General features: G+C 58.9%; 24 protein-coding genes and 1 pseudogene. 14 read left to right on the forward strand and 11 right to left on the reverse strand.

Features of this window, described 5'->3' with window-relative positions; all coding sequences use genetic code 11:
* Window positions 1–97: 97 nt before the first annotated feature.
* From DW732_RS10080 to DW732_RS06065, 3 genes are read right to left on the reverse strand one after another with little or no spacing between them, the layout of a single operon-like run.
* Window positions 98–619 (reverse strand): cell wall metabolism sensor histidine kinase WalK, encoded by a 522-nt coding sequence (locus DW732_RS10080; RefSeq protein ID WP_233505217.1) that lies wholly within the window; start codon window positions 617–619, stop codon window positions 98–100.
* Entirely contained in the window at window positions 616–1,242 is a 627-nt protein-coding gene (locus DW732_RS10085) for a hypothetical protein (protein WP_233539380.1), read from the reverse strand. The genes DW732_RS10080 and DW732_RS10085 overlap by 4 nt, the downstream gene beginning before the upstream one ends.
* On the reverse strand, window positions 1,239–1,913 hold the full coding sequence (locus DW732_RS06065; protein WP_117563590.1) for a response regulator transcription factor: 675 nt from the start codon (window positions 1,911–1,913) through the stop codon (window positions 1,239–1,241). Before DW732_RS06065 ends, DW732_RS10085 begins: the two co-directional genes overlap by 4 nt.
* Before the next feature lie 89 nt (window positions 1,914–2,002).
* Between DW732_RS06065 and DW732_RS06070 the strand changes: the two genes are divergently transcribed.
* The 8 genes from DW732_RS06070 (at window position 2,003) to DW732_RS06105 (ending at window position 11,422) form a co-directional block, all read left to right on the forward strand.
* On the forward strand, window positions 2,003–2,149 hold the full coding sequence (locus tag DW732_RS06070; protein WP_197032826.1) for a CD1871A family CXXC motif-containing protein: 147 nt from the start codon (window positions 2,003–2,005) through the stop codon (window positions 2,147–2,149).
* 45 nt (window positions 2,150–2,194) lie between these two features.
* Window positions 2,195–3,052 (forward strand): 4Fe-4S binding protein, encoded by an 858-nt coding sequence (locus DW732_RS06075; RefSeq protein WP_199412458.1) that lies wholly within the window; start codon window positions 2,195–2,197, stop codon window positions 3,050–3,052.
* A gap of 35 nt (window positions 3,053–3,087) precedes the next feature.
* Window positions 3,088–4,050: a redoxin domain-containing protein gene (locus DW732_RS06080; RefSeq protein ID WP_117798965.1), complete on the forward strand. Its 963-nt coding sequence runs from the start codon at window positions 3,088–3,090 to the stop codon at window positions 4,048–4,050.
* A gap of 98 nt (window positions 4,051–4,148) precedes the next feature.
* Complete coding sequence (locus DW732_RS06085; RefSeq protein WP_158553148.1) at window positions 4,149–4,808, forward strand: Crp/Fnr family transcriptional regulator; 660 nt, start codon at window positions 4,149–4,151, stop codon at window positions 4,806–4,808.
* Between the two features lie 119 nt (window positions 4,809–4,927).
* Window positions 4,928–5,254 (forward strand): rhodanese-like domain-containing protein, encoded by a 327-nt coding sequence (locus DW732_RS06090; RefSeq protein WP_117798964.1) that lies wholly within the window; start codon window positions 4,928–4,930, stop codon window positions 5,252–5,254.
* Window positions 5,251–6,942 carry an FAD-dependent oxidoreductase gene (locus DW732_RS06095; RefSeq protein ID WP_117743321.1) on the forward strand — a complete coding sequence of 564 codons (1,692 nt, stop codon included), beginning with the start codon at window positions 5,251–5,253 and terminating at the stop codon, window positions 6,940–6,942. The genes DW732_RS06090 and DW732_RS06095 overlap by 4 nt, the downstream gene beginning before the upstream one ends.
* A 221-nt stretch (window positions 6,943–7,163) precedes the next feature.
* Window positions 7,164–10,418 (forward strand): ABC transporter ATP-binding protein/permease, encoded by a 3,255-nt coding sequence (locus DW732_RS06100; protein ID WP_118099059.1) that lies wholly within the window; start codon window positions 7,164–7,166, stop codon window positions 10,416–10,418.
* 71 nt (window positions 10,419–10,489) lie between these two features.
* Window positions 10,490–11,422 (forward strand): tRNA-dihydrouridine synthase, encoded by a 933-nt coding sequence (locus DW732_RS06105; RefSeq protein WP_233539381.1) that lies wholly within the window; start codon window positions 10,490–10,492, stop codon window positions 11,420–11,422.
* A gap of 164 nt (window positions 11,423–11,586) precedes the next feature.
* On the opposite strand, the gene DW732_RS06110 is transcribed toward DW732_RS06105, so the two are convergent.
* Both DW732_RS06110 and DW732_RS06115 read right to left on the reverse strand, forming a co-directional pair.
* Window positions 11,587–11,832, reverse strand: coding sequence for a glutaredoxin (locus DW732_RS06110; RefSeq protein ID WP_117798961.1), 246 nt, complete (start codon window positions 11,830–11,832; stop codon window positions 11,587–11,589).
* Window positions 11,833–11,883: 51 nt separating this feature from the next.
* Window positions 11,884–12,711 (reverse strand): TipAS antibiotic-recognition domain-containing protein, encoded by an 828-nt coding sequence (locus tag DW732_RS06115; RefSeq protein ID WP_117858857.1) that lies wholly within the window; start codon window positions 12,709–12,711, stop codon window positions 11,884–11,886.
* Window positions 12,712–12,849: 138 nt separating this feature from the next.
* Between DW732_RS06115 and DW732_RS06120 the strand changes: the two genes are divergently transcribed.
* The gene (locus tag DW732_RS06120) at window positions 12,850–13,587 is read left to right on the forward strand and encodes a tRNA (N6-threonylcarbamoyladenosine(37)-N6)-methyltransferase TrmO (RefSeq protein ID WP_233539382.1); all 738 of its coding nucleotides are present in this window, start codon (window positions 12,850–12,852) and stop codon (window positions 13,585–13,587) included.
* A 112-nt stretch (window positions 13,588–13,699) separates the two neighbouring features.
* Window positions 13,700–14,911, forward strand: coding sequence for a MalY/PatB family protein (locus DW732_RS06125; protein ID WP_118099061.1), 1,212 nt, complete (start codon window positions 13,700–13,702; stop codon window positions 14,909–14,911).
* Window positions 14,912–15,007: 96 nt separating this feature from the next.
* Here DW732_RS06125 and DW732_RS06130 read toward each other — a convergent pair whose 3' ends face one another.
* Entirely contained in the window at window positions 15,008–15,487 is a 480-nt protein-coding gene (locus DW732_RS06130) for a pyridoxamine 5'-phosphate oxidase family protein (RefSeq protein ID WP_117734579.1), read from the reverse strand.
* A 254-nt stretch (window positions 15,488–15,741) separates the two neighbouring features.
* Between DW732_RS06130 and DW732_RS06135 the strand changes: the two genes are divergently transcribed.
* The 3 genes from DW732_RS06135 to DW732_RS06145 all read left to right on the forward strand — a co-directional run bounded on the left by DW732_RS06135 (window position 15,742) and on the right by DW732_RS06145 (window position 18,168).
* Window positions 15,742–16,167 carry a potassium channel family protein gene (locus tag DW732_RS06135; protein ID WP_158567367.1) on the forward strand — a complete coding sequence of 142 codons (426 nt, stop codon included), beginning with the start codon at window positions 15,742–15,744 and terminating at the stop codon, window positions 16,165–16,167.
* A 36-nt stretch (window positions 16,168–16,203) separates the two neighbouring features.
* On the forward strand, window positions 16,204–16,737 hold the full coding sequence (locus DW732_RS06140; protein ID WP_118099063.1) for a TIGR00730 family Rossman fold protein: 534 nt from the start codon (window positions 16,204–16,206) through the stop codon (window positions 16,735–16,737).
* Window positions 16,738–16,863: 126 nt separating this feature from the next.
* Complete coding sequence (locus tag DW732_RS06145; RefSeq protein ID WP_118099064.1) at window positions 16,864–18,168, forward strand: chloride channel protein; 1,305 nt, start codon at window positions 16,864–16,866, stop codon at window positions 18,166–18,168.
* Between the two features lie 94 nt (window positions 18,169–18,262).
* On the opposite strand, the gene DW732_RS10205 is transcribed toward DW732_RS06145, so the two are convergent.
* The 5 genes and pseudogenes from DW732_RS10205 to DW732_RS06165 all read right to left on the reverse strand — a co-directional run bounded on the left by DW732_RS10205 (window position 18,263) and on the right by DW732_RS06165 (window position 21,378).
* Window positions 18,263–18,730 carry an EamA family transporter gene (locus DW732_RS10205; protein ID WP_369831506.1) on the reverse strand — a complete coding sequence of 156 codons (468 nt, stop codon included), beginning with the start codon at window positions 18,728–18,730 and terminating at the stop codon, window positions 18,263–18,265.
* Window positions 18,725–19,138: pseudogene (locus tag DW732_RS10210) on the reverse strand (EamA family transporter); the annotation flags it as partial. The gene DW732_RS10205 and the pseudogene DW732_RS10210, both read right to left, overlap by 6 nt.
* A 259-nt stretch (window positions 19,139–19,397) precedes the next feature.
* A complete protein-coding gene (locus tag DW732_RS06155) occupies window positions 19,398–20,096 on the reverse strand; it encodes an ABC-2 transporter permease (RefSeq protein ID WP_117734574.1) in 699 nt (232 codons plus the stop codon).
* Window positions 20,093–20,974, reverse strand: a complete 882-nt coding sequence (locus DW732_RS06160; protein WP_118099065.1) for an ABC transporter ATP-binding protein — start codon at window positions 20,972–20,974, stop codon at window positions 20,093–20,095. Before DW732_RS06160 ends, DW732_RS06155 begins: the two co-directional genes overlap by 4 nt.
* A gap of 23 nt (window positions 20,975–20,997) precedes the next feature.
* On the reverse strand, window positions 20,998–21,378 hold the full coding sequence (locus tag DW732_RS06165; RefSeq protein ID WP_118099066.1) for a GntR family transcriptional regulator: 381 nt from the start codon (window positions 21,376–21,378) through the stop codon (window positions 20,998–21,000).
* Between the two features lie 468 nt (window positions 21,379–21,846).
* On the opposite strand from DW732_RS06165, the gene DW732_RS06170 reads away from it, so the two are divergent.
* Entirely contained in the window at window positions 21,847–23,460 is a 1,614-nt protein-coding gene (locus tag DW732_RS06170) for a peptide chain release factor 3 (protein ID WP_117734571.1), read from the forward strand.
* Window positions 23,461–23,491 lie beyond the last annotated feature (31 nt).

Here is a 23,491-nt window from a genome sequence, read left to right on the forward strand (position 1 = left end):
GAGAACTAGCAGATGTGACAAAGGGACGGTCCCTTTGTCACATCTTCGATGTTATGTGCGGGATGGTACACCACACGGCGTGCCATCCCGTTCGTTATTATAATGAGCCGGGTGCGCGAGCGGGAAGAATCACGAGCATGGTCGTTCCGCGCTCCGAGCTTTCTTCGACCTCGATGGAGCCGCCGTGAAGCGCGGCGATCTCCCAGACCAGCGCAAGCCCCAGCCCCACACCGCCATATGCTCTGCTGCGCGATCTGTCGACACGAAAGAAGGGCTGAAAGATGCTCGTCTGGTATTGCTTGGGAATGCCCGGCCCTTGGTCACGCACGCGAAGCAGCACGCGGTCGCCTTCGGCACGGGCGCCGATTTGCACGGTTGAGCTGGGCGCACTGTAGCGAATGGCGTTTTCGGCCAAGTTGAACAGCAGCCGATAGATTAGCGTATCGCTGCCGATCGTTTGCGCGTCGCCCTCACTTGTAAGCGTGATGTCTTTTTGCTCGGCAAGGGGCGCCAGGTCCGTGAGTACTTCTTCGATCATCGGCGCCAGGTCAATCGCATCGTTGCAAGGGACACTGCGCAGCTCGCTCATCTCGAGCAGGGTCTTTGTCATGTGCGTCATTCGCTCGGTCTGCTCCTGCAGCAGCCGGAGCAGGCTCGCTGTATCGGCATCGGCGTCGGGGTGCTCAGCGCAAAACGCTCAACCTGGGCTTGCATGAGCGCGAGCGGCGTGCGCAGCTCGTGCGCCGCATTGCCCGTAAACTGTCTTTGTGCGGAAAATCCCTCGTCAAGGCGGGCAATCATGTCGTTAAACGACGCGCTGCAGCGCCTGAGTTCAGAGGGCACGTCCTCGCTGATTTTTGTGTCGGCGAGGTTGTCGGGCCGCACGCTCTCGACTTGCGTCGCAAAGGAGCGCAACGGCCGCAGCGCATGTCCGCTTACAAAGTAGGCCAGCACGCCGCCGAGCAGCGTCACCGCCGCGGTTATGCACCAGCTCGTCGCGCTAAACGATGCTTGGGCGTCGCTCACGACGATGGCCAACTCATCGTCGAGCTCTTTGTTTGTCGGGTCAAATGAGCTGGGTGATGCGGCCTCCACCTCGCTATGCGCCGATACCTTCTCACCAATCGAGTCCATGTAGCGCATGCCGGAGTAGCCAACCAGGCAATTCATAAGTACGCAGGTCGAACATATCAATAAGGCCGTCATCAACGTGATGCGCCACTGCAGCGACAGCCGCTTCATTTGCCGTCCTCCATAACGTAGCCTTCGCCGATTCGGTTGCGGATGGGGTCGTGCCCCAACGCACCGCGCAGCTTTTTGCGCAGCGACGAGATATGCACGCGGGTCGCGTTGCTAAAGCTGTTGACGCTGCTGTCCCATACATGCTCGATAAGCTCTTCCTGGCTCACCGGCCGCCCCTGGTTAAGCATCAGGTATTCCAAGATGCCGGTCTCCTTGCGCGTGAGGGATAGGGTCTCGCCGCCCACGGAGGCGAGGCGCGCCTTGGTGTCAAAGCTCAACAATCCACAGGCTAGAACAACGTCGTTTTGCGTAAAGCGCCTGAGCGTGAGACTGCGTATGCGTGCCGCCAGCTCGTCAAGATGGAACGGCTTGGTGAGGTAGTCGTTGGCGCCCGCATCGAGCCCCGCTACCTTGTCGGAGACCTCGCCACGTGCCGAGAGCACAAGCACCTTGGTCTCACAATCAGTTGTCCTGAGTTGCCTGAGCACGGTCATGCCGTCGACATGGGGGAGATTGAGGTCGAGCACGACAAGATCAAAGGTCTCGACATCGAGCAGATCGAGGGCCTGCTGCCCGTCGTAGCAGCAGTCGACGCTATAGGCCAAGTTGCGCAGGCTGCGCGCGATCGCATCGCACAGCGCCCGCTCGTCCTCGACGACCAAGATGCGCATAACGTTCTCCCTGCATAGTCATCCGCGCTTAACACGGATTTTATAGTCGGTATGGTCCAATGGGTCGCGAAACGAAAGGAGTGGTCAGATTGTTCAAAGCGATTAAGCCTGTGGCGCAGGTGGCTTTGCTGATCGTTGGGGTGGCCATGGTTGGCTTTGGAATTATGCGCGGCGAGGCAGATGCCGTGCTGGCCAAGGCAATCAGGCTGTGCTTGGAGTGTATCGGAATTGGATAAAAGAAAAACACTGCATCACATCTTTTAGCGCGATTTCGTGGATTGATTCAAGCGGCGGCGACGCTTGCGACCAATATTCACCTGCCTAACTTTGCCAAGGGAGGCATCTACCAGGGGGCGGGCAAAGCCGTCTGCGTGTCGGGGCTCAACTGCTACTCGTGTCCGGCGGCCTCGGGTGCGTGCCCCATCGGGTCGTTTCAGTCGGTGGTGGGCTCGTCTAAGTTCAGCTTTTCGTATTTCGTCACCGGAACGCTCACTCTGATCGGCGTGCTGCTGGGACGTTTTGTATGCGGCTTTTTGTGCCCGTTTGGATGGCTACAAGAGCTTTTGCATAAGATTCCCAGCAAAAAGCTCTCCACGAAAAAGCTCAAGCCGCTCACGTACATCAAGTATGCCGTGCTGCTGTTTGCCGTGGTGCTGCTGCCCGTCTTGGTGGTTAACGATGTGGGTATGGGCGACCCGTTCTTTTGCAAGTACATCTGCCCGCAAGGTGTGCTCGAGGGCGCGATTCCGCTGTCCATCATGAACGTGGGAATCCGCTCCGCGCTGGGAAAGCTCTTTTCCTGGAAGCTCGCGATCCTCATTGTGGTTGCGGTGCTGAGCGTGCTGTTCTATCGCCCCTTCTGCAAATGGATTTGCCCCCTCGGCGCATTTTATGCGCTCATGAACAAGGTGTCGTTACTGGGGATCCAGGTTGACCAGGGCAAGTGCGTTTCGTGCGGCAAGTGCGCCAGGGTGTGCCAGATGGACGTGGATGTTACGCGTACACCCGACCATGCCGAGTGCATTCGTTGCGGCAAATGCGTGGGCGCGTGCCCCGTCGATGCCATTAGCTTTCGCTACGGGCTGGGTGTGACGGGCGATAAGCCCGCGCAGCCCACGCAAGCCTGCGAAAACAAATAGGTACCTATATAAGCTTCGATATAAACGGAGGAACCATGAAACTGTCAAAAATTGCGGCTCTGTTGATTCTGCCCGTGCTGGCGCTGACGCTCGCGGCGTGCTCTGCCCCCAAGGGCGACGCGAAGGATGCCACGAGCGGCGATGCGCAGATTGCCGAGCTTGTGGCGCAAAAGCCGTCGAGCGCCGAGGAGGCGGCCGAGCTGTACCAGCAGCTGCTGCAAAAGGAAAACGAGATCTTTGCGAGCGATAATGCCCTATGGGAAAAGGTGTTCCTTGCGGCCAACAAAGACACTCCCATGATTGAGGACGGCAAGAACTACGGCGACTTCTTGCTCGATACCATCGAGGGCGCCAAGGACCAGTTTACGGCTGACGAGCTCAAGACGCTTAAGGCCGGCGCGCAGCAGGTCAAGGAGATCGAGGACAAGCTCATGGCGCTGGAGAAGGAGTTCCCCGGATGTGGCAGCACGCCCGGCGAGGGGAAGAGCGTCGATGCTTCGACCGCAGGCATGACCAACGGCGAGAGCGAGGAGACGAAGTTCCCCAGCTTTAAGGGCAAGGACTTGGACGGGAACGATGTAAACAGTGACGAGCTGTTCTCCAAGAACAAGGTCACCGTCATGAACTTCTGGTTTACCACCTGCAAACCGTGCGTGGGAGAGCTGGGCGATCTGGAGAAGCTCAACAAGGAGCTTGCCGAGAAGGGCGGCCAGGTCGTGGGCGTTAATTCCTTTACGCTCGACGGCAACAAAGACGAGGTGGCCGATGCCAAGGACGTGCTTTCCAAGAAGGGCGTGACGTATAAAAACATATGGTTTAAGTCGGATAGCGAGGCCGGAAAGTTCACCTCCAACCTCTACTCGTTCCCGACCACCTATGTGATCGACCAGAACTGCAACATCGTGGGAGAACCGATCATGGGCGGTATCAACTCCGCTGAGCAGCGCGAGGCGCTCAACAAGCTAATCGAGCAGGCGCTCGCGAAGAGCGAACAGTAAGTCCGTGGGACAGACAACTGAAGGGGAGTCGCTGGAAACAGCGACTCTTTTTTCTGCTTCGGGGTAGCATCATGGGTATACGTCGAAAGGGGGCGGCTATGGTCGGCAGCATGGTCGAGCGGTTGCCGTTTTGGGGACAACTTACATCCGATGAGCAGACGCTCGTGGCAGAGCGCTCGTCGCTGCGATCCTTTGATGCCGGGCAGATAATCGGTAGCAGCGGAAATTCTTGCACTGGCATTGTTTTTATTATCGAAGGTGACATTCGCGTGAGCCTGCTTTCCGAGGAAGGCAAGGAGGTCACGCTGTTTAGGGTTGGCTGCGGAGAGTGCTGTGTCACCACGGCCTCGTGCGTTATCGAGCAGATTTCATTTGACACCATGGTGGTTACAGCACGCAGGTCATCGCTTTTGGTGGTGCCTGCGAGCGTGTGTGCCCAGCTCGCCCGCGATAATGTCTACGTTAAGGCCTTTATGCTCCAGGTTGAGGTGAAGCGCTACTCTCAGGTGGTATGCGTGCTGCAGCAGATGCTCTTTAAGCGCCTCGATCAGCGCGTCGCCAGCTACGTGCTCGAGCATTGCCGAGCTGCGGGCACAGCAGAAGTTGCCGTAACGCAAGACGAGCTTGCACGCGACATCAACTCTGCGCGCGAAGCGGTGACGCGCGCTCTGCGACGTCTTGCGCAGGACGGGCTCATCGAGATTAGGCGCGGACGGATTATCGTGCGTGATGTAGATGGGTTAGCACGGTTGGTCTAGACCTACCGCGCAGCTGCATCTGCCGTCGGCAACATATTTTCCGTTTGGTGACTTGGTCACAGAACGCGACCGCAGTGCCTTGGCATACTTGCCCAAAGCAACCAGCAAAGGAGTGCGCTATGGGATTGTTTGATTTGTTTGCAGGACCGGACATTAATGTGGGCGTCCAGGAATGGAAGGCTTCTAAGGGGGCGGTGCTGCTCGACGTGAGGAGTGCTGACGAGCATGGACAGGGCCACATTCCGGGCAGCGTCAACGTTCCGCTCAATCGTATCAACCAGGTGCTTGAGCTGTATCCAGACAAGGGCACGCAGCTTTTCGTGTATTGCCTGAGCGGTGCGCGAAGCAACCAAGCTGTGAGTTTTCTTAAGCGTTCTGGGTATGGCAGTGTCAAGAATATCGGCGGCATAAGCGGCTACACGGGAAAGGTGGTGCGTTGGCTATGAAGGTGGTTATCGTTGGAGGCGTCGCGGGCGGCGCATCGGCGGCGGCACGTTTGCGCAGACTCGACGAGCAGGCCCAAATTGTCATCTTTGAGCGCACGGGTTTTGTATCGTATGCCAACTGTGGACTTCCGTACTACATTGGCGGCGTGATAGAAGAAGAGAGCGCATTGACGCTGCAGTCTCCCAAGGGCTTTTGGGATCGCTTTCGCATTGCGGTCAAGACGAGTCACGAGGTGTTTGCCATCCATCCCGATTCGCATACGGTCGAGGTTCGCAATATGCTGACGGGCGAGGAATTTGTCGAGACGTATGACAAGCTCATCCTGTCGCCGGGTGCAAAGCCGATCCGCCCTGCGTTGCCGGGCATCGACTCGGATAAAATCTTTAGCCTACGCACCGTTGAGGACACGCTGCGTATTCACAGCTATGTTCGAGAGCGGCGACCGAGCAGTGCCGTCGTGATCGGCGGCGGCTTCATTGGCGTCGAGACGGCGGAGAATCTGTGTGAGCTGGGGCTCCAGGTGACCCTTCTGCAGCGTCCCGTCCAGCTTATGAACAACCTGGATTACGACATGGCGACCCTTTTGCATACCGAGGTGCGTGAGCACGGTATCGATCTGCGCCTCAAGGCCGATGTGACAGGTTTTGAGGAAGTTGATGGCCGCGTTGTCACCCATGTTGCGGGCGATGACCCTATCGGAGCCGATATGGTGCTGCTTGCCATTGGCGTGGCACCTGAGAGCCATCTGGCGCAAGAGGCGGGGCTCGAACTGGGCATCAAGGGGGCTATTGTGGTCAACGACCGCATGGAGACCTCTGCTGCCGACGTGTATGCCGTGGGCGATGCCGTGCAGGTCACGCATCAGGTGACCGGCGAGGACGCGGTCATTTCGCTCGCCGGCCCCGCCAACAAGCAGGGGCGTGTCGTCGCCGATGTCATAGCTGGCATGGACAGCTGCTACCTCGGATCGTTGGGCTCATCGGTTATCAAGGTATTCGACTTGACGGCGGCAAGCACGGGACTATCCGAAAAGGCAGCACACGCGGCGGGAATTGACTGCGATAGCGTGGTCCTGTCGCCCGGTTCGCATGCGGGTTATTATCCGGGTGCAACGCCCATGACCATGAAGGTTGTCTTCGAGAAGCAGGGATTGCGCCTGCTGGGTGCGCAAATCGTGGGCATCGATGGTGTGGACAAGCGTATCGACGTCCTGGCGACTGCCATCCAGGCAGGCATGCGCGGCGATAGGCTTAAGGATTTGGACCTAGCATACGCGCCGCCGTATTCATCGGCGAAGGATCCCGTCAATATGGCGGGCTTTATGATCGAGAACCTCAATCGCGGCATACTGGCGCAGTGGCATTGGGAGGATGAGCCCAACTTGCCACGCGATGGCAGCGTGCAGCTGCTCGATGTTCGTACGGAAGGGGAGTATGAGCGCGGGCATATCGATGGTTTCGTAAACATTCCCGTCGATGATCTGCGCAATCGCCTGGGCGAGCTCGACCGGGCCAAGCCGGTTTACGTGATTTGCCAGAGCGGCATTCGCAGCTACATTGCTTGCCGCATTTTGGCGCAGCATGGCTTTGAGTGCTTTAACTTCTCGGGCGGCTATCGCTTCTTTGCAGCCGTGACTGAGGCTCGCCGCGGCAGCGCTAACGTTATGCCGTGCGGGCTCGAAAAGTAGCGCGCATTGGAATGTGACAAAGTGACAGCCTCTTTGTCGCATCGGGGATGTTATACGCGGGATGGTGCGCCATGCGGCGTGCTGTCCCGTTCGTTTTTTGGCGCGGTTCGTTACATTTCTCACTGGTATCGGCCAAAAATGAGGATAGAGTAGGACAAACGCGCCGAACGTGAACGGCGGGGGAGCGGGCGAGCGCGCCCGCGCGAGAGAGGTTGCCGTCCATGCTGGATCTCAGAGATATTTGCAAAAGGTACGTTACGCAGTCGTTTACGCAGGTAGCGCTCGACAGCGTAAGCCTGTCTTTTCGCGATAACGAGTTTGTAGCCATCCTGGGTCCCTCGGGCTCGGGTAAAACTACGATGCTCAACGTCATCGGCGGACTCGACCATTTCGATTCCGGCGACCTGCTGATCGACGGTATTTCGACCAAGGATTTTTACGATCGCGATTGGGATGCCTACCGCAACAACCGCATCGGCTTTGTGTTCCAAAGCTATAACCTCATTCCGCATCAGACCATTTTGGAAAACGTGGAGCTGGCGCTCACGCTCACGGGTGTGGGGCATGCCGAGCGCCGCCAGCGTGCGCGCGAGGCGTTGGAGAAAGTTGGCCTGGGCGAGCACGTTAACAAACGCCCGAGCCAGCTATCGGGCGGACAGATGCAGCGCGTGGCCATCGCCCGCGCCCTGATCAACGACCCCGAGATCGTGCTGGCAGACGAGCCGACCGGCGCCCTAGACTCAACGACATCCGTGCAGGTCATGGATTTGCTCAAGGACGTGGCGCGCGACCGTCTGGTCATTATGGTCACGCACAATCCCGAGCTGGCGTACAAGTACGCTACGCGCATCGTCAACCTGGCGGACGGCAAGATCACCGACGATTCCGACCCCTTCGATGTTGCCAAGGCCGCGCGCCGCGAGGCCAAGCCTACGCGCAAAACCTCGATGAGGTTTGTGACGGCGCTGGGGCTTTCTGCCCGAAACCTTATGACCAAAAAGGGCCGTACGGCCATGACGGCCTTTGCGGGCTCGATTGGCATTATCGGCATTGCGGCGATCCTGGCACTCTCCAATGGCGTAAACGGCTACATCAAAAAGGTTGAGGAGGACACGCTCTCGAGCTACCCACTCACCATTTCCAAGCAGGATTACGACCTGTCGTCCATGATGGGCGGAGAGGGGGCCACGGATGACGGTTCGTCTGAAAGCGTGGATTCGTCCGACGACAGTGCCGGCGGCGAGGCTAAGGGAACCGATAAGATTCCTGTGGTCACGGCCGTAAAGGATATGTTTGCGAGCGTTAAGTCCAATGACATGACGAGCTTTAAGGCATGGCTCGATGCCGGTGGCGACGGCATCGATAAAGAGGTCAACGCCATTCAGTACGGCTACGGTGTATCGCCGGTTGTCTATCGTGCCGGCAAGGGCGATGAGAAGCCTGTCCGGCTGGTGCCCAACGCCATGACCGAGGCCATGAGCGGAGGCGCGAGCTCGGCGGCAACGGTGAGCATGGATTCCATGGGAACCTCGGTCTTTAACGAGATGATTGACGACCAGAGCCTGCTCGACAGCCAGTACGATGTCGTTGTCGGCCATTGGCCCACGTCCGCCAACGAGGCCGTGATGGTGCTTTCGAGCCGCGGCACGGTGGGCGACTATACGCTCTATAGCATCGGTGCGCTGGATATCGATGAGCTCAATGACCTGGTCAACAGCGCCATGACGGCCGACGGCAAGGTCGAGACGCCCGAGACCGGCACCGACTTTACCTACGACGATGCGCTGTCCACGACATTTAAGGTGTTGTCGCCGGCCGATGCCTATCGCAAAAACGAAGAGACCGGCATGTGGACTGACATGTCTGGCGATGCCGACTTTATGGCGTCCAAGGTTGCTGACGGTATCGACGTGCGCATTGTGGGCGTGGTGCGACCCAACGAGACGGCTAACGCGAGTGCATTGTCCCCGGGCATTGCCTACACGCATGCGCTGACTCGCCAGCTTATGGAGCGCGCTGCCGATTCGCAGATCGTGCAGGAGCAGCTTGCCCGCCCCGAGACGGATGTCTTTACGGGCAAAACCTTTGATGAGCTGCAAGGCGAGGCCAAGCAAGGCGTTGATCTGGGCAGCATGTTCAGCGTGGACGAGGCGGCGCTAAAGAGCGCGTTCTCGTTCGATGCGTCTGCGCTTTCGGGTGCTGCCAGCGGTATGGACCTTTCTGGTATCGACTTGTCCGGTCTGGACATTGACCTTTCGGGCGTTGGGAAGGACGTCGACTTCAGCGACATCATGGCCAAAGCGCCGGCTCCAGATTTCTCGGGTATCTTTGAGGGCCTGGAACTCACGCCTGAGCAAATGCAGCAGGTGGGAACGCTTGTCAACCAGCTGTTTGAGGGCTTTATGCAGTCGGATCAGTTTAAGGCGCTGTCACCCGAAGATCTTAAAGACGCGTCAAAGCTTGCTGCCGCATTCTCGACGTATCTTGAGCATGATGCCGTCGCCCAGCAATACCTGGCTCAGCTCAAGGCCCTCGGCGGCGATGCCCTGGCCGAGCGCCTGCAGCAGGCGATGGCCGACTATGTGCAAAAGCAGCTGGCTCCGTATCTGCAGCAGGCTATGGACCAGTTGACCAAGACAATCAGCGAACAGATCGCGATGACGGTATCGGCCCAGCTCAAGATGGGTGCGGCGGGACTTATGGACCAAATGGCGACGCAGATGTCTTCGAGTTTTGCCAACTTGGCGAGCGCCATGCGCGTGGATGCGGGTGCCTTCGCTCGCGCCATCCACTTCAACATGGACGCCGAGGACCTGAGCTCGCTCATGATGAGCTATGCCAAGGCGTCAAAGCTCACCTACGATAACAATCTGAGCACGTTGGGCTATGCGGACGAGGCGGACCCCATCTCGGTCAAGATTTTCCCGCGTGACTTTGAGGCCAAGGAGCGCGTACTCGATCACATCGATGCGTACAACAAACAGGTCAAAGCTGCTGGCCACGATGAGCAGGCGATCTCGTACACCGACTACATGGGCATCATCATGGGTTCGGTGACCGACATCGTGAACACCATCAGCTTGGTGCTCATCGCATTCGTGAGTATCAGTTTGGTGGTGAGCTCCATCATGATCGGCATCATCACCTACATCAGCGTGCTGGAGCGCAAAAAGGAGATTGGCATCCTGCGCGCGATTGGCGCGTCGAAGCGCAACGTGGCCAACGTGTTCAACGCCGAGACCTTTATCGAAGGCCTCATTGCCGGCGTCTTTGCCGTTGTCGTCGTAGTGGCCGTGAGCTTTCCGGTTAATGCCTGGGCGCTTGCTGCCAAGCAGGTTCCCAATCTGATGAGCCTGCCCGTTCAAGACGCGCTGATGCTCATCGCAATTTCGGTGCTACTGACGGTTGTTGCCGGTCTGCTGCCGGCCCGCAGTGCATCCAAGAAAGACCCCGTGGAAGCCCTACGCTCCGAATAATGTGACAAAGGGGCTGTCCCTTTGTCACATTGATTTGAGAATGGATGTTGATGTATTTATCGCTGGCCCCTATGGAGGGGATTACCGGGCATGTGTTCCGTCGCGTGCATGCGGAGTGCTTCGGCGCGCTCGATTGTTATTACACGCCGTTTTTGCCGCCGCCGCGGGCGGGCAATCGCTTTGGCGGCAAGGCGTTTAAAGAGATCGACCCTGCTAATAACCAGGGACTTAACGTGGTGCCCCAGCTGATGTCCAAGAATGCGGACGAGTTTGTGTGGGCGGCACAGGTGCTTGCCGATATGGGCTACCGCGAGGTCAACCTCAACCTTGGTTGCCCCTCGGGTACGGTTGTCGCCAAAGGAAAGGGTTCGGGCTTTCTGCGCAACCTGGATGAGCTCGAGGTGTTCTTGAGCGACGTGTGCGAACGCTCGCCCTTGCCGGTGTCGGTCAAGACCAGACTGGGGCTCGAATGCGATGACGAGTACGAGCGCGTGCTCGACCTCTATTGCCGAATGCCGCTGGCGGAGTTGATCGTGCATCCGCGCGTGCAAAAGGACCGTTATACGGGCTCACCGCGCAAAGAGTTTTACGGCGAGACGCTGGAACGGGCGCCGTTCCCCGTTGCCTATAACGGCGACATCTTTGATCTTGAGGACATGGATGCGCTGGTGAAGGCCTATCCCGGAACACGTCACGTAATGTTGGGGCGCGGCTTGCTTGCGAATCCCGCGCTGGCTCGCATGGTTAAGGGCGACCCTGCCGCTACCGCCGCTGAGCTGCAACGCTTCCATGACATGCTGTTTGCGGCCTATGCGGACGAGATCGGGGGCAACGCGGTCTTCCGCATGAAGGAGTGGTGGTTCTACGCCAAATGCGCCTTCGCCGATCCCGCGACCGTTCACAAGCTCGTACGCAAGACCAAAAAGGTCGATGAATACCGTGCCGCCGTCGAGCGTGTCTTTCGCGAGCAGCAGCTTGCGCCCATCGCCCGCTTTTGTGGCTAAATGATCCCTTGGGGACGGAGAAGAACGGACCGCCTGTGCTGGGCCCATGCAAAAAGCTGTACGCCAGCATCCAAAGATGTCGAAAAATGTCGACTTTGGATGCTGGCGTACATGTTTGGGTCGTATGGGCTTGGACGTCGGGGCGAGCCGACTGCAATTGCGTGCTAGAGCAGATTCTTCTGTACCCACGCGATAATGTCGCCCGACTCGTAGAGCGGTGCGCCGTCAATGAACAGGCAGGGAACCTGGCGCTTGCCGCCGACGGCGATAAGCGTCTGCTCGGCATCGGAATCGGTCGAGATATTGCACTCGGGGATGGTCAAGCCGTTATCGGCCAGGAAGCGCTTGACCTTTATGCAATACGGGCAGCCGGTCATAACGTACAGCTCGAGCTCGTGATCAGTAGCCATGGGTCTCCAATCGGTTGAGGTTTCGATTGAGATACCCAAAGCCGCCGTGGTCTATGCGCGAGCCAGGGACGACTCGATGGCCTGAACCAAAAACGCCGTGGCGCCTGCGCCGCAGGGCTTGTCGTAGTAGTCAACAAAGCGCTGATCGGCAAGGTAGCCGTGGGCGAGGCCTAGGTATGCGTTGTCTTGGGGCTCGTGTCCCCAGTTAAGGCCAATCCATCGGCGGTGCATTGCGACAAGCTTGCGGGCTTCGTTACTCTTTGGGTCGCCGTCGTCCATGGCAATCGAGAGCTGGCCCAGAATCGCGCGCTCGAGTTCTTTCATGTCGTTCCAGGTTTCGGGGTCCATATCCAACAGCGCTTCGTTTGCGGTGTCGATCGCCTCGTCGCCATAGCGCGCTCGCGCTTCGGCACCGTAGCGCTCCTCGTTTTCGTGCACGGTGCGCCAGCGCTCCAGTTGCGGCAGCACGGCACCCATGAGCGAGACGGCTTCGTCGAGCGACATGCCGGTGTTTTGTGCCAGCCGCGGGGCACAATCCTCGATCATTGCCTCCATCGTGGTCTCATAGGTGTACTTACCGCGGTCGTAGCACCACTTGCAGTAATGGTCGGTCGCGGCGCCCGCGGCATCGGTGCCGCAGTCGTCGGGTGTGAGCACCATGCCGCAGCTCTGGCAATAGTGCTCGGGCATTTCGAGCAGGTGGGACAGCGGCTCTCCGGTTACGGCGGCAATGAGCTTCATCATGTCGATGCCCGGGGTGACTTCGCCGCGCTCCCAACGGCTCACGGCTTGGCGCGTGACGTAGAGCTTGGCGGCGAGCTGCTCTTGAGTGAGATTGTTGGCGCGGCGGACGGCGATGAGTTTTTCTGCAAAGGCCATAACGGCTCCTTTCTGCTGTTTGTTGGGTTAAGCATACGCGGCGGCCGACGCCCTTCCAAGCAACCGTTGGTTGCATGCAGATGGCGATGACAGGCAATCGTGGCCCGTTGCCCTCGCCTGTGCCGTACAATGACCGACATGGAACCTATTGCACACATACATACCGACCTGCCGCAGAAGTTCGGCATCCCGCGCAACAGCTTTTTGGCGCCCCATCTTGAGGGGCGCATTGTCTTTGAGCCGGAATATGCTTCCAGCGCGTCAGTTGAGGGTCTGGACTCCTTCTCTCACCTGTGGCTGCTCTGGCGCTTTGAAAACGGAACGCCCGGCGGCACGGCCGAAGACATCGCCGTCGATGTCAAGACGCAGGACAGGTCCGGCACCAACGCCAAGTGGTCGAAGACCGTGCGTCCGCCGCGCTTAGGTGGAGCCGAGCGCGTGGGCGTATTTGCCACGCGCAGCCCGTTTCGCCCCAATCCCATCGGTCTTACCTGCGTCAAGCTCGATCATGTCGAGCTTACCGACGACGGTCCCATCGTCCATGTGCTGGGAGCGGACCTGCGCGACGGCACGCCCATCTACGATATCAAGCCCTACATTCCGTTTGCGGACTGCCACCCGGATGCGACCGGCGGCTGGATTGAGGATGCGCCGTGGCAAGAGCTCGATGTTGACTTTCCACAAGCGCTGCAGGAGATGGTCCCGTCCACAAAGCTCCCCGGCTTGGTCGAGGTCCTTCGCCAAGATCCGCGCCGCGCGGGTAGCAAACACGAGCCAAACCGCGTCTACCATCTGGCCTACGCCGGGCTCGACATATCCTTTACGGTTGATGGAACCAGGTTGACGGTAATCGCCATCAACGACGCGCGGGACTAGCCGGCCATTCGCCGGTGCCCGCCAAATTCAACGCCAAACCCCGTGCCAAAATCGCCCACGCTGGTGGACAATAACTCCTACCAAAACAATCCGCTTTGCACGGGAGCTCAGCATGAAATACGACTTTACTTCACTTATCGACCGTCACGGCATGGACGCCATCGCCGTTGACTCCTGGGGCGAGATCCCCGGCATGGCTCCGAACGCGCCCGACGAGGGCTTCGACCGCATCCCCATGTGGGTGGCGGACATGAACTTTGCCACGGTGCCCACGGTCCAGGAGCACATCATTCAGCGCGCCCAGCATCCCATGTTTGGCTATTTCGATCCGCGCGACGAGTACTTCGACCGCATCATCGAATGGCAGAGCCGCCGTAATGTCGTCGAGGGCCTGCTCCCGGAGCATATCGGCTACGAAAACGGCGTGCTGGGCGGCGTCGTGTCGACCCTGCGCGCGTATGTCCAGCCGGGCGATGCGGTGCTGGTCCACAGCCCTACCTACATCGGCTTTACCAAGTCTATCGAAGCCGCGGGCTATCGCATTGTCCACAGCCCGCTTAAGCTCGACGACCAGGGCGTGTGGCGCATGGACTTTGAGGACATGGAGCGCAAGCTCGTCCAAAACCATATCCATGCCGCGGTGTTCTGCTCGCCGCATAACCCCTGCGGCCGCGTATGGGAGCGCGATGAGATTGAGCGCGCCATGGACATCTATCGCCGGCACGATTGCGTGGTGATCTCGGACGAGATCTGGTCCGACATCATCATGCCCGGCCACAAGCATATCCCGACGCAGTCGGTGAGCGAGGATGCCCGCATGCGCACGGTCGCCCTATATGCGCCGAGCAAGACGTTTAACCTGGCGGGCCTGGTCGGCAGCTACCACATCATCTATAACGAGACGCTGCGCGATCGCGTGTGCGCCGTGTCCAATAAGACCCACTACAACGAGATGAATGTCCTTTCGATGCATGCGCTTATCGGCGCCTACCAGCCGCAGGGCTACGAGTGGCTCGATGAGCTCAACGAGGTCATCGAGGGCAACATTGACTACTTCTGCGATTACGTGGACGAGCATTTTGAGGGCGTGTCCTATTCGCGCCCGCAGGGCACCTATATGGTGTTCCTAGACTGCACGGAGTGGTGCCGCGAGCATGGCCGCGATATTCAGTGGCTGCTCGATGAGGGCGCGCGTGTGGGCGTGGGCTATCAGGACGGCCGTCCGTTCCACGGGCCTTGCCACATTCGCGTGAATCTAGCACTGCCGCTTTCGCGTGTAAGGGAAGCGTGCGACCGCCTGGACCGCTACGTTTTTGGGGTATAGGGGGCAAGCGATTCGGCCGCCGCGGTCTGCGCCCACGCCGTTAGCGTGCGTGGGCGCATAGGGCACAGAGGGCTGCGAGCACGTTTTCCGCGTTTGCTACTTTTCCTGAATCTGCTTGCCGCAAAGGTGCTCAACCGTAATTTCATACAGCTGGACGCCCCCTATGCTTTGTTTGATCTCCTCTTCGGCCTCCTCGGCGGAAGGGTAGTATTTGAGGGCGAGCTGGCGGATTGTATCTTCGACAAATGCCGGGTCATCGTTCACGAGGCGACAGCGGCCAAAAACCACGGTGCTCTGAACATAGGGTGCCCAGTCGTCATCCTTATACCAATCGTTGCCATAGACGGTAAAGCAGACTTTGTCGTTTCGTTTGAGTGCGTCGACCTTGTGTCCTGCCTTGGCACCATGAAAATAAATTTTGTCGTGCTCGGTGTCAAAGAAGTAGTTGACGGGAATGGCATAGGGATAGCCATCGTCGCCGTTGACGGCAAAAACGCCGCGCTTGCAATCGGCGAGCAGCTCTCGCGCCTGTTTATCGGTGATGGCGCGCTTTTTTCTGCGAAGAGGCCTAAACATTGTGGACTTCCTTTCTTTTTGCGTGCTGCGGGCACGGCGGTGGGCGGTATGTCTATATCAAGATACTCGTTCGGGCCGTGAGACCTGTGGGGATGTCCTATTTGTCGCAGATTGAAACGTATGCCGTTTTGCCACGGGGACGGTCCTTCATAACCCGCCGTTTAGAAGCGTCCCCGACGACTGGTTCCGTTTGCGGGGAAGGCGTGGGACAATACCGAGCGAATGTGATTGGGCGTCTGGGAAAAGGGGTCGCGATGAACAAGTTGAGGACGCTTGCCGACGTGTTGCGACAGGCTGGCTTTGCACGCATCACGGGCCTGTTTCTTATCTTTTACCTGCTGTGCTCGACGGCTGTCTGGCTGTCCGAGCCCACGACCCTCACGTTTGGCGATGGTCTCTGGTTTAGCTTTGAGACGGTCTCGACCATCGGCTTTGGCGATATCCCGGCCGAAACGCCGGTCGCCCGCGCTATTACCGTCGTCCTGAGCGTCATCAGCATCTTCTACATCGCCATGCTCACGGGTGTGGCGGTGAACTACTGCAATACACTCATTAAACTGCGCCAAAAGGACACCATGGCGCGCTTTATGGATGATCTTGAGCATTTGGAAGAGCTCGACCGCGACGAGCTCGCTGACCTGTCGCGCCGCGTGCGCGAATATCGCCGATGCCAACGCTAGAACGGGCGCCGTGCGTCACGACGAGGGGGACTGAATATGAATATCACCGTGTATCTGGGCGCCAGCGTCGGCAATGACCCGGCGTTTCTGCCTGCGGTGCAAGAGCTGGGCAACTGGATTGGCTCCAACGGGCACGCGCTGGTATACGGCGGGTCCAAATCGGGCCTGATGGGCGCGCTTGCCGATAGCGTGCTCGATGCTGGCGGGCATGTGACGGGCGTTGAGCCGAGCTTTTTTATCGAGGCAGAGTTTCAACACGAAGGTATTGACGACCTTATCGTGACGAGCGATATGGCTGAGCGCAAAGCCAAGATGATTGAGCTTGGCGATGCCTTCATTGCCTTTCCCGGCGGGACGGGCACGCTCGAGGAGATTGCCGAGGTCATGTCTGCGGTATCGTTGGGACACCTGAGTGCTCCGTGCATCCTGTATAACCTGGACGGTTACTACAGCGGCCTCAAGGCGCTGCTCGGGCATATGATCGATAAGGGCTTATCGAGTCCGCAGCGCCAGCAAGGCATCTACTTTGCCGACGATTTGCGCGAGATTGCCTCGATTATTGGGAGTTGAGGTTCGCATCCGTAGTGCCCTGGCACTCAATGGTGTCGTTTGGGGCGCAGATGGTTAGCTCGTCTGGACAACGCTCGCCCTACAATAAGGCGTATCTATGTTGACTTTGACCAACGGGAGGTCCCGATGGATAACCTGGCAAAACCCAAAAACCGTGCGCTGTTTTTAGTGAGCGTGGCTGTGACCGGTGCGTTTGCGGGCGCCGCGGTTTGGCTGTTCTTCTTTGCGATGGAGCATGGCATCGACTATCTATGGACCGAGATTCCGCAAATGCTGGGCGTCGCTTCGCCCGAGCTCGCGAGCGGTCCGTTCGGTTTTTTACCGTACCCGTTTTTCGTCTGCCTGCTGGGCGGCCTGCTGATCGGTCTGTACGAAAAGATGACGGGCACCAAGACCGATGACCTCAACCAGGTGATGGCCAAGGTAAAGCGCGACGGCCGCTACCCGTACGACAACCTCGGCAAGCTATCTCTTGCGGCATTGCTGCCGTTGCTGTTTGGCGGAAGCATTGGACCGGAGGCTGGCCTGACCGGTGTCATTGCGGGTCTGTGCAGCTGGGTCGGCGACCGCATGCGTTGCTTTGGCGCCGAGTTTAGGCAACTCACGCTGCTGGGTACCCAGGCTGCCCTGACGGCGCTCTTTACCGCGCCTGTCTTTGGCTTTGTGGCTCCGCTCGCCGGCAGCGCCGACGGCCAGGGCGCCGACGACGATGAGGACTCAGCGTCCGACGAGATCACCATCAAGATGCCCAAGGCGCAAAAGACCGTGGTCTACGGCATTGCGATTGCCGGCGGCTTGGGCACCTATCTGTTGCTTGGCCAGCTTATGGGCGGCGGTATGGGTATGCCGAGGTTCGAGGCCGCTCGGGTGGGCAACCTCGAGCTCGCCTGGCTTATTCCCCTGGCGCTCATCGGCACGGCCTGTGGCTGGCTGTACTTTGTTTCGGAGCACGCGAGCGAGGCATTGGCCCACGCCATAGGGGAGCGCCCTGTCATCAAGGCCATGCTGGCCGGTTTGGCGCTCGCCATTTGCGGCACGGTCCTGCCCTACACCATGTTTGCCGGCGAGACGCAGGCCGACGTGCTCATGGAGACCTATATGACCATTCCCGCTGGCGTACTCATTGCAACCGGTCTTGTCAAGGCCATGCTGACGCCCGCCCTTATCAACATGGGCTGGCGCGGCGGCCACTTCTTCCCGGTTATCTTCTCGGGCGTAAGCCTGGGCTACGGCCTTGCTGTCCTCACCGGCGCCGATCCGGTCTTTTGCGTCGCCGTCTGCACGGCATCGACGATGGGTGCGGTCATGCGTCAGCCGGTCATGGTCGTGGGCCTGCTGCTCATGTGCTTCCCACTCAAGGGTATCGTCTGCATGATCATCGCCGCCGTTATTGCCGCTGGCATTCCGCTGCCCAAGCCGCTGCGCAAGTAGCACGATAGCGCGCAGTCAGTACAAACATCTCAAGTCCGGTGCGGGCGCTGTGTCACGGATTTGCGGGTGGACTGGATTTCGTTCGGTATCGGCGCTACTTCCAAATTGCAAGCGCGGCGGTGCCCAGTACGATGAGGGCGAGACCGATGGCGCTGCGTCGTGAGAGTTTTTCGTTGAATGCCAGACGCGCAAATAGTACCGATACGACAATCGATAGTTTGTCGATCTGCACCGCGACGCTCACCTGGCCTGCAGCGATGGCGTAGTAATAGAGCAGCCACGATGCTCCGGTTGCGATGCCCGATGTTACGAGAAATGTGAGTTCGCGCCGGTCAACGTGCGCGACCTGCTCCAGTTTTCCCTTGGCTGCCACGATTGCCCATGCCATAACCAGTACCACGCAGGTGCGGATTGCCGTGGCCAGGTTTGACTCGACGCCTTCGATGCCGATCTTGGCGAGGATGGAGGTGAGTGCCGCGAACACGGCGGCGCCGAGGGCGTAAGCGAGCCAGGTCCGGTCTTGCTGCTGCTCGGGTCCGGCGGACTGCTTCTTCTCGATCATTAAAAACGTGCCGAGGGTGATGACAGCGGTTCCCACGAGCTTAACCGCAAGGTTGCTCGTCTCACCAAAAAGCGCGATGGCGACCAGCGCGGCGAGCACGGTGCTCATCTTGTCGACCGGTACGACCTTATTGACGTCTCCGATGCTCAACGCCTTAAAGTAACAGATCCACGAAGCACCTGTAGCGAGTCCCGAGAGGACGAGAAAGAGCCAGGATCTGGGTTCGATACTGCCAATGGTCCCAATGGATCTAGAAATGCCCGCCATTGCCCAGGCGAAAACGAGCACCACGCAGGTGCGAATGGCCGTCGCGATATCGGAGTCGGTCTGCTTGATACCGCATTTGGCCAAGATGGATGTGATGCCGGCAAAGAATGCTGACGCAAATGCTGCGACGACCCACGACACGGGTGCGATGCCTCCTTGGATAATGGGTTTATCCTGCGAGTTTTATGGACATAAGGATACCGCCCCACCATGAAGGTTTGATATGGCCGCGGCGAGACGGGGCCATGTTCCGGGGAGCCATTTGGTTAGGGCTCGAATTGAAGGTGAATGTTTTTCCGAGAAGTGAACGGCATGCCGTGAAGGGTGGTAACGACGTTGTTACTGCTTCGTCTTATCTAGTAAATGAGGTGGGGTGCCGCCCAAGTCCTTTAGCTGTCGATTACAGGTCGCGTACTCGATAAACCTTGGTGCTGACGGTGCAGCTGATTGCGCATAGCGCGAGGGCCAGGACGGCAATTCCTGCGCACAGGCAGCCGAGGACGGCGGAATCGGGATTTGCCCCGGCAATCGACATGAGCCAGTTGCTGATGGGGTTGGAGGAGCTCAGCGTGGCCATAGCAAGGCAACCGAGCAAGGCAAACAGACCAACGGACAGGCGCAGCGCCTCCATGTGTCCAAAACGAAAGAACAGCGGCTGCGCCAAAAACACCATCATGAGGGAGATGAGCATCGAGGCTGCCGAGGCAATTGCGATCTCAAATACGACCTGTCCCGTCGGGAAAATGCCTGCATTATTGAAGAGTGGGATGGTGACGATGTTCAACAGCGCGGCCGCACATGCCATGATGGCCGAGAAAGCAACGATACACAGGTAACGTGCGCAGACGATGTCTTTGCGCGAGAAGGGCAGCGTTGCCCGATAGCGCTCCCATCCGTTTTGATTGTCGAAGCCGGCTAGCGAGTTCATGATCATGATGGGCGACATGGCGCTGACTGCGCAGGCGCCAGCACTCATGCCGGAATCACCATCCGATGCGTTGGCGAGGGTCATCACGATGAATATAAATAAGCCGACACCCGCGATGCTCGGGATAAGCGTGCGAACGATGGCGAGCTCGGACATAAAGGCGCGTTTCATTTCGAAGCCCCTTTCAGCATGAGGCGAAGGTAGTCATCAATGGTTGCCCGATCGCAGGGAATCTCGGGGAAAGCCTCGAGCGTATCACGGCGGTTGGGCACGAGCACGTCCACGCTATAGGCGTGGCGGGCAGCACGGGCGCCTTCGACGCAAGCCATGAGCTCTGCGGCCTGTGCTTGCGTGCAGTGGGCGATTCCGGCGCGGTCGGTAATGTCCTCGCGTGGCAGGTCAAATGCAATCGAACCGTTATCGATGCAGATGACGCGATCGGCGGCGCTATCGAGGTCGGACGTAATGTGGCTCGAGAGCAGTACGCTGCGCTGGCCGTCGGAAACAAAGGCGAGCAGCTCATCGAGCAGCTCCTCGCGCGCCATGGGATCGAGGCCCGCGGTGGCTTCGTCCAAAACGAGCAGCCTGGCATTGTGGCTGAGCGCACAGGCGAGCTGCAGCTTCATACCCATGCCGCGGGAGAGGTCTTTGACCTTGGCTTTGGGATCAAGGCCAAATCGTTCGATAAATCTGGCGAATGTTTCGCGACTCCATGTGGGGTGCGCCGGGCCTACGAGCGTCTCGATCTGGCCCACTTTGAGCGTGGAAGGGAAAGGACACGTGTCCAGGACAAGACCGATGCGGGAGCGCAGATGGCGCTGTGTCTCGCCGGGCGCATCGGTGCCGCAGTGCTGCCCAAACAGGTGCACCTCGCCGGCATCGAGCTTTATGAGTCCGAGCGCGGCGCGAATGGTCGTTGTTTTGCCGGCACCGTTTGCGCCCACAAAGCCGACGATCTGGCCGGGCTCCACGGTGAGTGTGACATCGCGTAGGGAAAAGCGGTCGCATACGCGGCGTGAGACGCCTTTGAGTTCTAGCAAGTTTTGCATGGTATAGCCTTTCTTGCAGATGGCTACTGCATGGTTTCGGGGGCTACAAGGTCGAGCATCTCGTGCAATTTGTCGCGCGTGACGCCTAGGGTTTCGGCCTGCGTAGCGGCCTGCGCGAGCAACTCTTCGATATGGCAAAGCTGGTTTTCGCGCAAGAGTTCCTGGTTGCCCTCGGCGACAAAGCAGCCCTTGCCCTGCACGGTGCAGATATAGCCGAGCTGCTCCAGGTCGGCATAGGCACGCTTGGTGGTAATGACGCTCACGCCGAGGTCGCTCGCGAGCGCACGAATGCTGGGGAGTTTGGCTCCCGTAGCGAGTGCGCCCGAAAGGATCTGAGCTTTGACCTGCGAGGAGATCTGCTCGTAGATGGGCTTGTCGCTCGAATTGGATAGGATGATGTCCACAGCGGCTCCTTAGCTGTTGGGCTACACGTGTATATAACCGGTAAGCACAGTATATATACACTATGCACAGTTATGCAAGAGGAAATATGGGCTCGTCTGTCCCCTCGTTTGTTTGTCTCGATCTGTAACATCTGGAGTCGATTTTGGCAGCTGGATGTTACAGGTTGAGACAGACCCGACCTTCCTGCCCGTTTATCTCAATCTGTAACACTAGGGCCCGTTTTTGGTGACTAGATGTTACAGATTGAGACATTGGTTGCCCGTCTGCTTGTTTATCTCGATCTGTAACATCTGGAGTCGATTTTGATGGCTAGATGTTACAGATCGAGACAGTCCTTGAGGCAGCTGTTCGATGCACAGCGAGCTTGGCTGATGAATTTGTCCTGATAGGTGCCCTGTGGCGGGATTTCGCGGCTACAATAGTACGGGTTCAACGACGAAATGCACTCAATGCAAGAAAGGATCCGCATGGCAAGCCTGTCGGATGAAATCTCGTCGCGCCGTACATTCGCGATCATCAGCCACCCGGACGCCGGTAAGACCACGCTTACCGAGAAGCTGCTGCTCTATACCGGCAGCATCCAGACTGCCGGCTCGGTCAAGGGCAAGAGTTCGGCCAAGCATGCCGTCTCGGACTGGATGGACATCGAGAAGGAGCGCGGTATTTCCGTTACCTCCTCGGTACTGCAGTTCACCTACAACGGCGCCTGCGTCAACATCCTCGATACTCCCGGCCACCAGGACTTCTCGGAGGATACCTACCGTACCCTTATGGCCGCCGACGCCGCGGTCATGGTCATCGACGGCGCCAAGGGCGTCGAGGCCCAGACCAAAAAGCTCTTTAAGGTCTGTACGCTGCGCCACATTCCCATCTTTACCTTTGTGAACAAGCTCGACCACGAGGCCCGCGATCCGTTTGAGCTCATGGAAGAGATCGAGAACGTCCTGGGCATCAATACGTACCCCATGAACTGGCCAATCGGCAGCGGCCGTAACTTCCGTGGCGTGTTCGACCGCCAGACCCGTCGCGTCATCGCCTTTGAGGGCGACGGTCACGCCAACGCCACCAAGAAGGTCGCCGAGGTCGAGGCCGAGCTGGGCGACCCCGCCATGGATGAGCTTATTGGCGAGGAGAACCACAAGAACCTGATGGACGACATCGAGCTGCTCGATGGCGCCGGCGACGAGCTCGACCTGGATGCCGTGGCCTGCGGCAAGCTGAGCCCGGCGTTCTTTGGCTCGGCGCTCACCAACTTTGGTGTGGAGCCCTTCCTCAAGGAGTTCTTGCGCCTGGCCCCGACGCCGCGCGCCTATACCGATACGCTCACCAGCGAGCCGGTCGATCCGTGCCGCGACGACTTTAGCGGCTTTGTGTTTAAGATCCAGGCCAACATGGACAAGAACCACCGCGACCGTATCGCCTTTGTGCGCATTTGCTCGGGCAAGTTCGAGCGCGGCATGGATGCCTTCCACGTGCAGGGCAACCGTAAGCTCAAGCTTGCCACGGGCACGTCGATGATGGCCGATGACCGCGCCATCGTGGACGAGGCGTACGCGGGCGATATCGTAGGCCTGTTCGATCCGGGTATCTTTAGCATCGGCGACACCGTGTGCTCTGGCAAGCGCCACGTACAGTATCCGCAGATCCCGACGTTTGCCCCCGAGATGTTCGCCCGCATCACGCAGGTGGACACGCTCAAGCGCAAGCAGTTCGTGAAGGGCATGGAGGAGCTTGCCCAGGAGGGCGCCATCCAGATCTTCCGCGAGCTGGGTGCCGGCATGGAGAGCGTCATCGTGGGCGTGGTCGGCGTACTGCAGTTTGAGGTACTCGAGCGCCGCCTCAAGGCCGAATACCGTGTTGAGGTTCGTCGCCAGCCGCTGCCCTATACGGACATTCGCTGGATCCAGAACGACCCCGACACCATCGATATCCCGGGCCTTTCGCTCACGCGCGATACGCTGCGCGTCGAGGACATGCGCGGCGGCAAGCTGTTACTGTTCACGAGCCCGTGGAACGTGGACTGGGCAACCGACCACAACCCCGACCTTGTCCTGTCGGAGTTTGGCAACGTAACGTTTTAGTGCGCCGGCGCGGTGGTCCTGTGGGGCTGCC

Source organism: Collinsella sp. AM28-11LB (genome assembly GCF_003469895.1).
Lineage (GTDB): Bacteria > Actinomycetota > Coriobacteriia > Coriobacteriales > Coriobacteriaceae > Collinsella.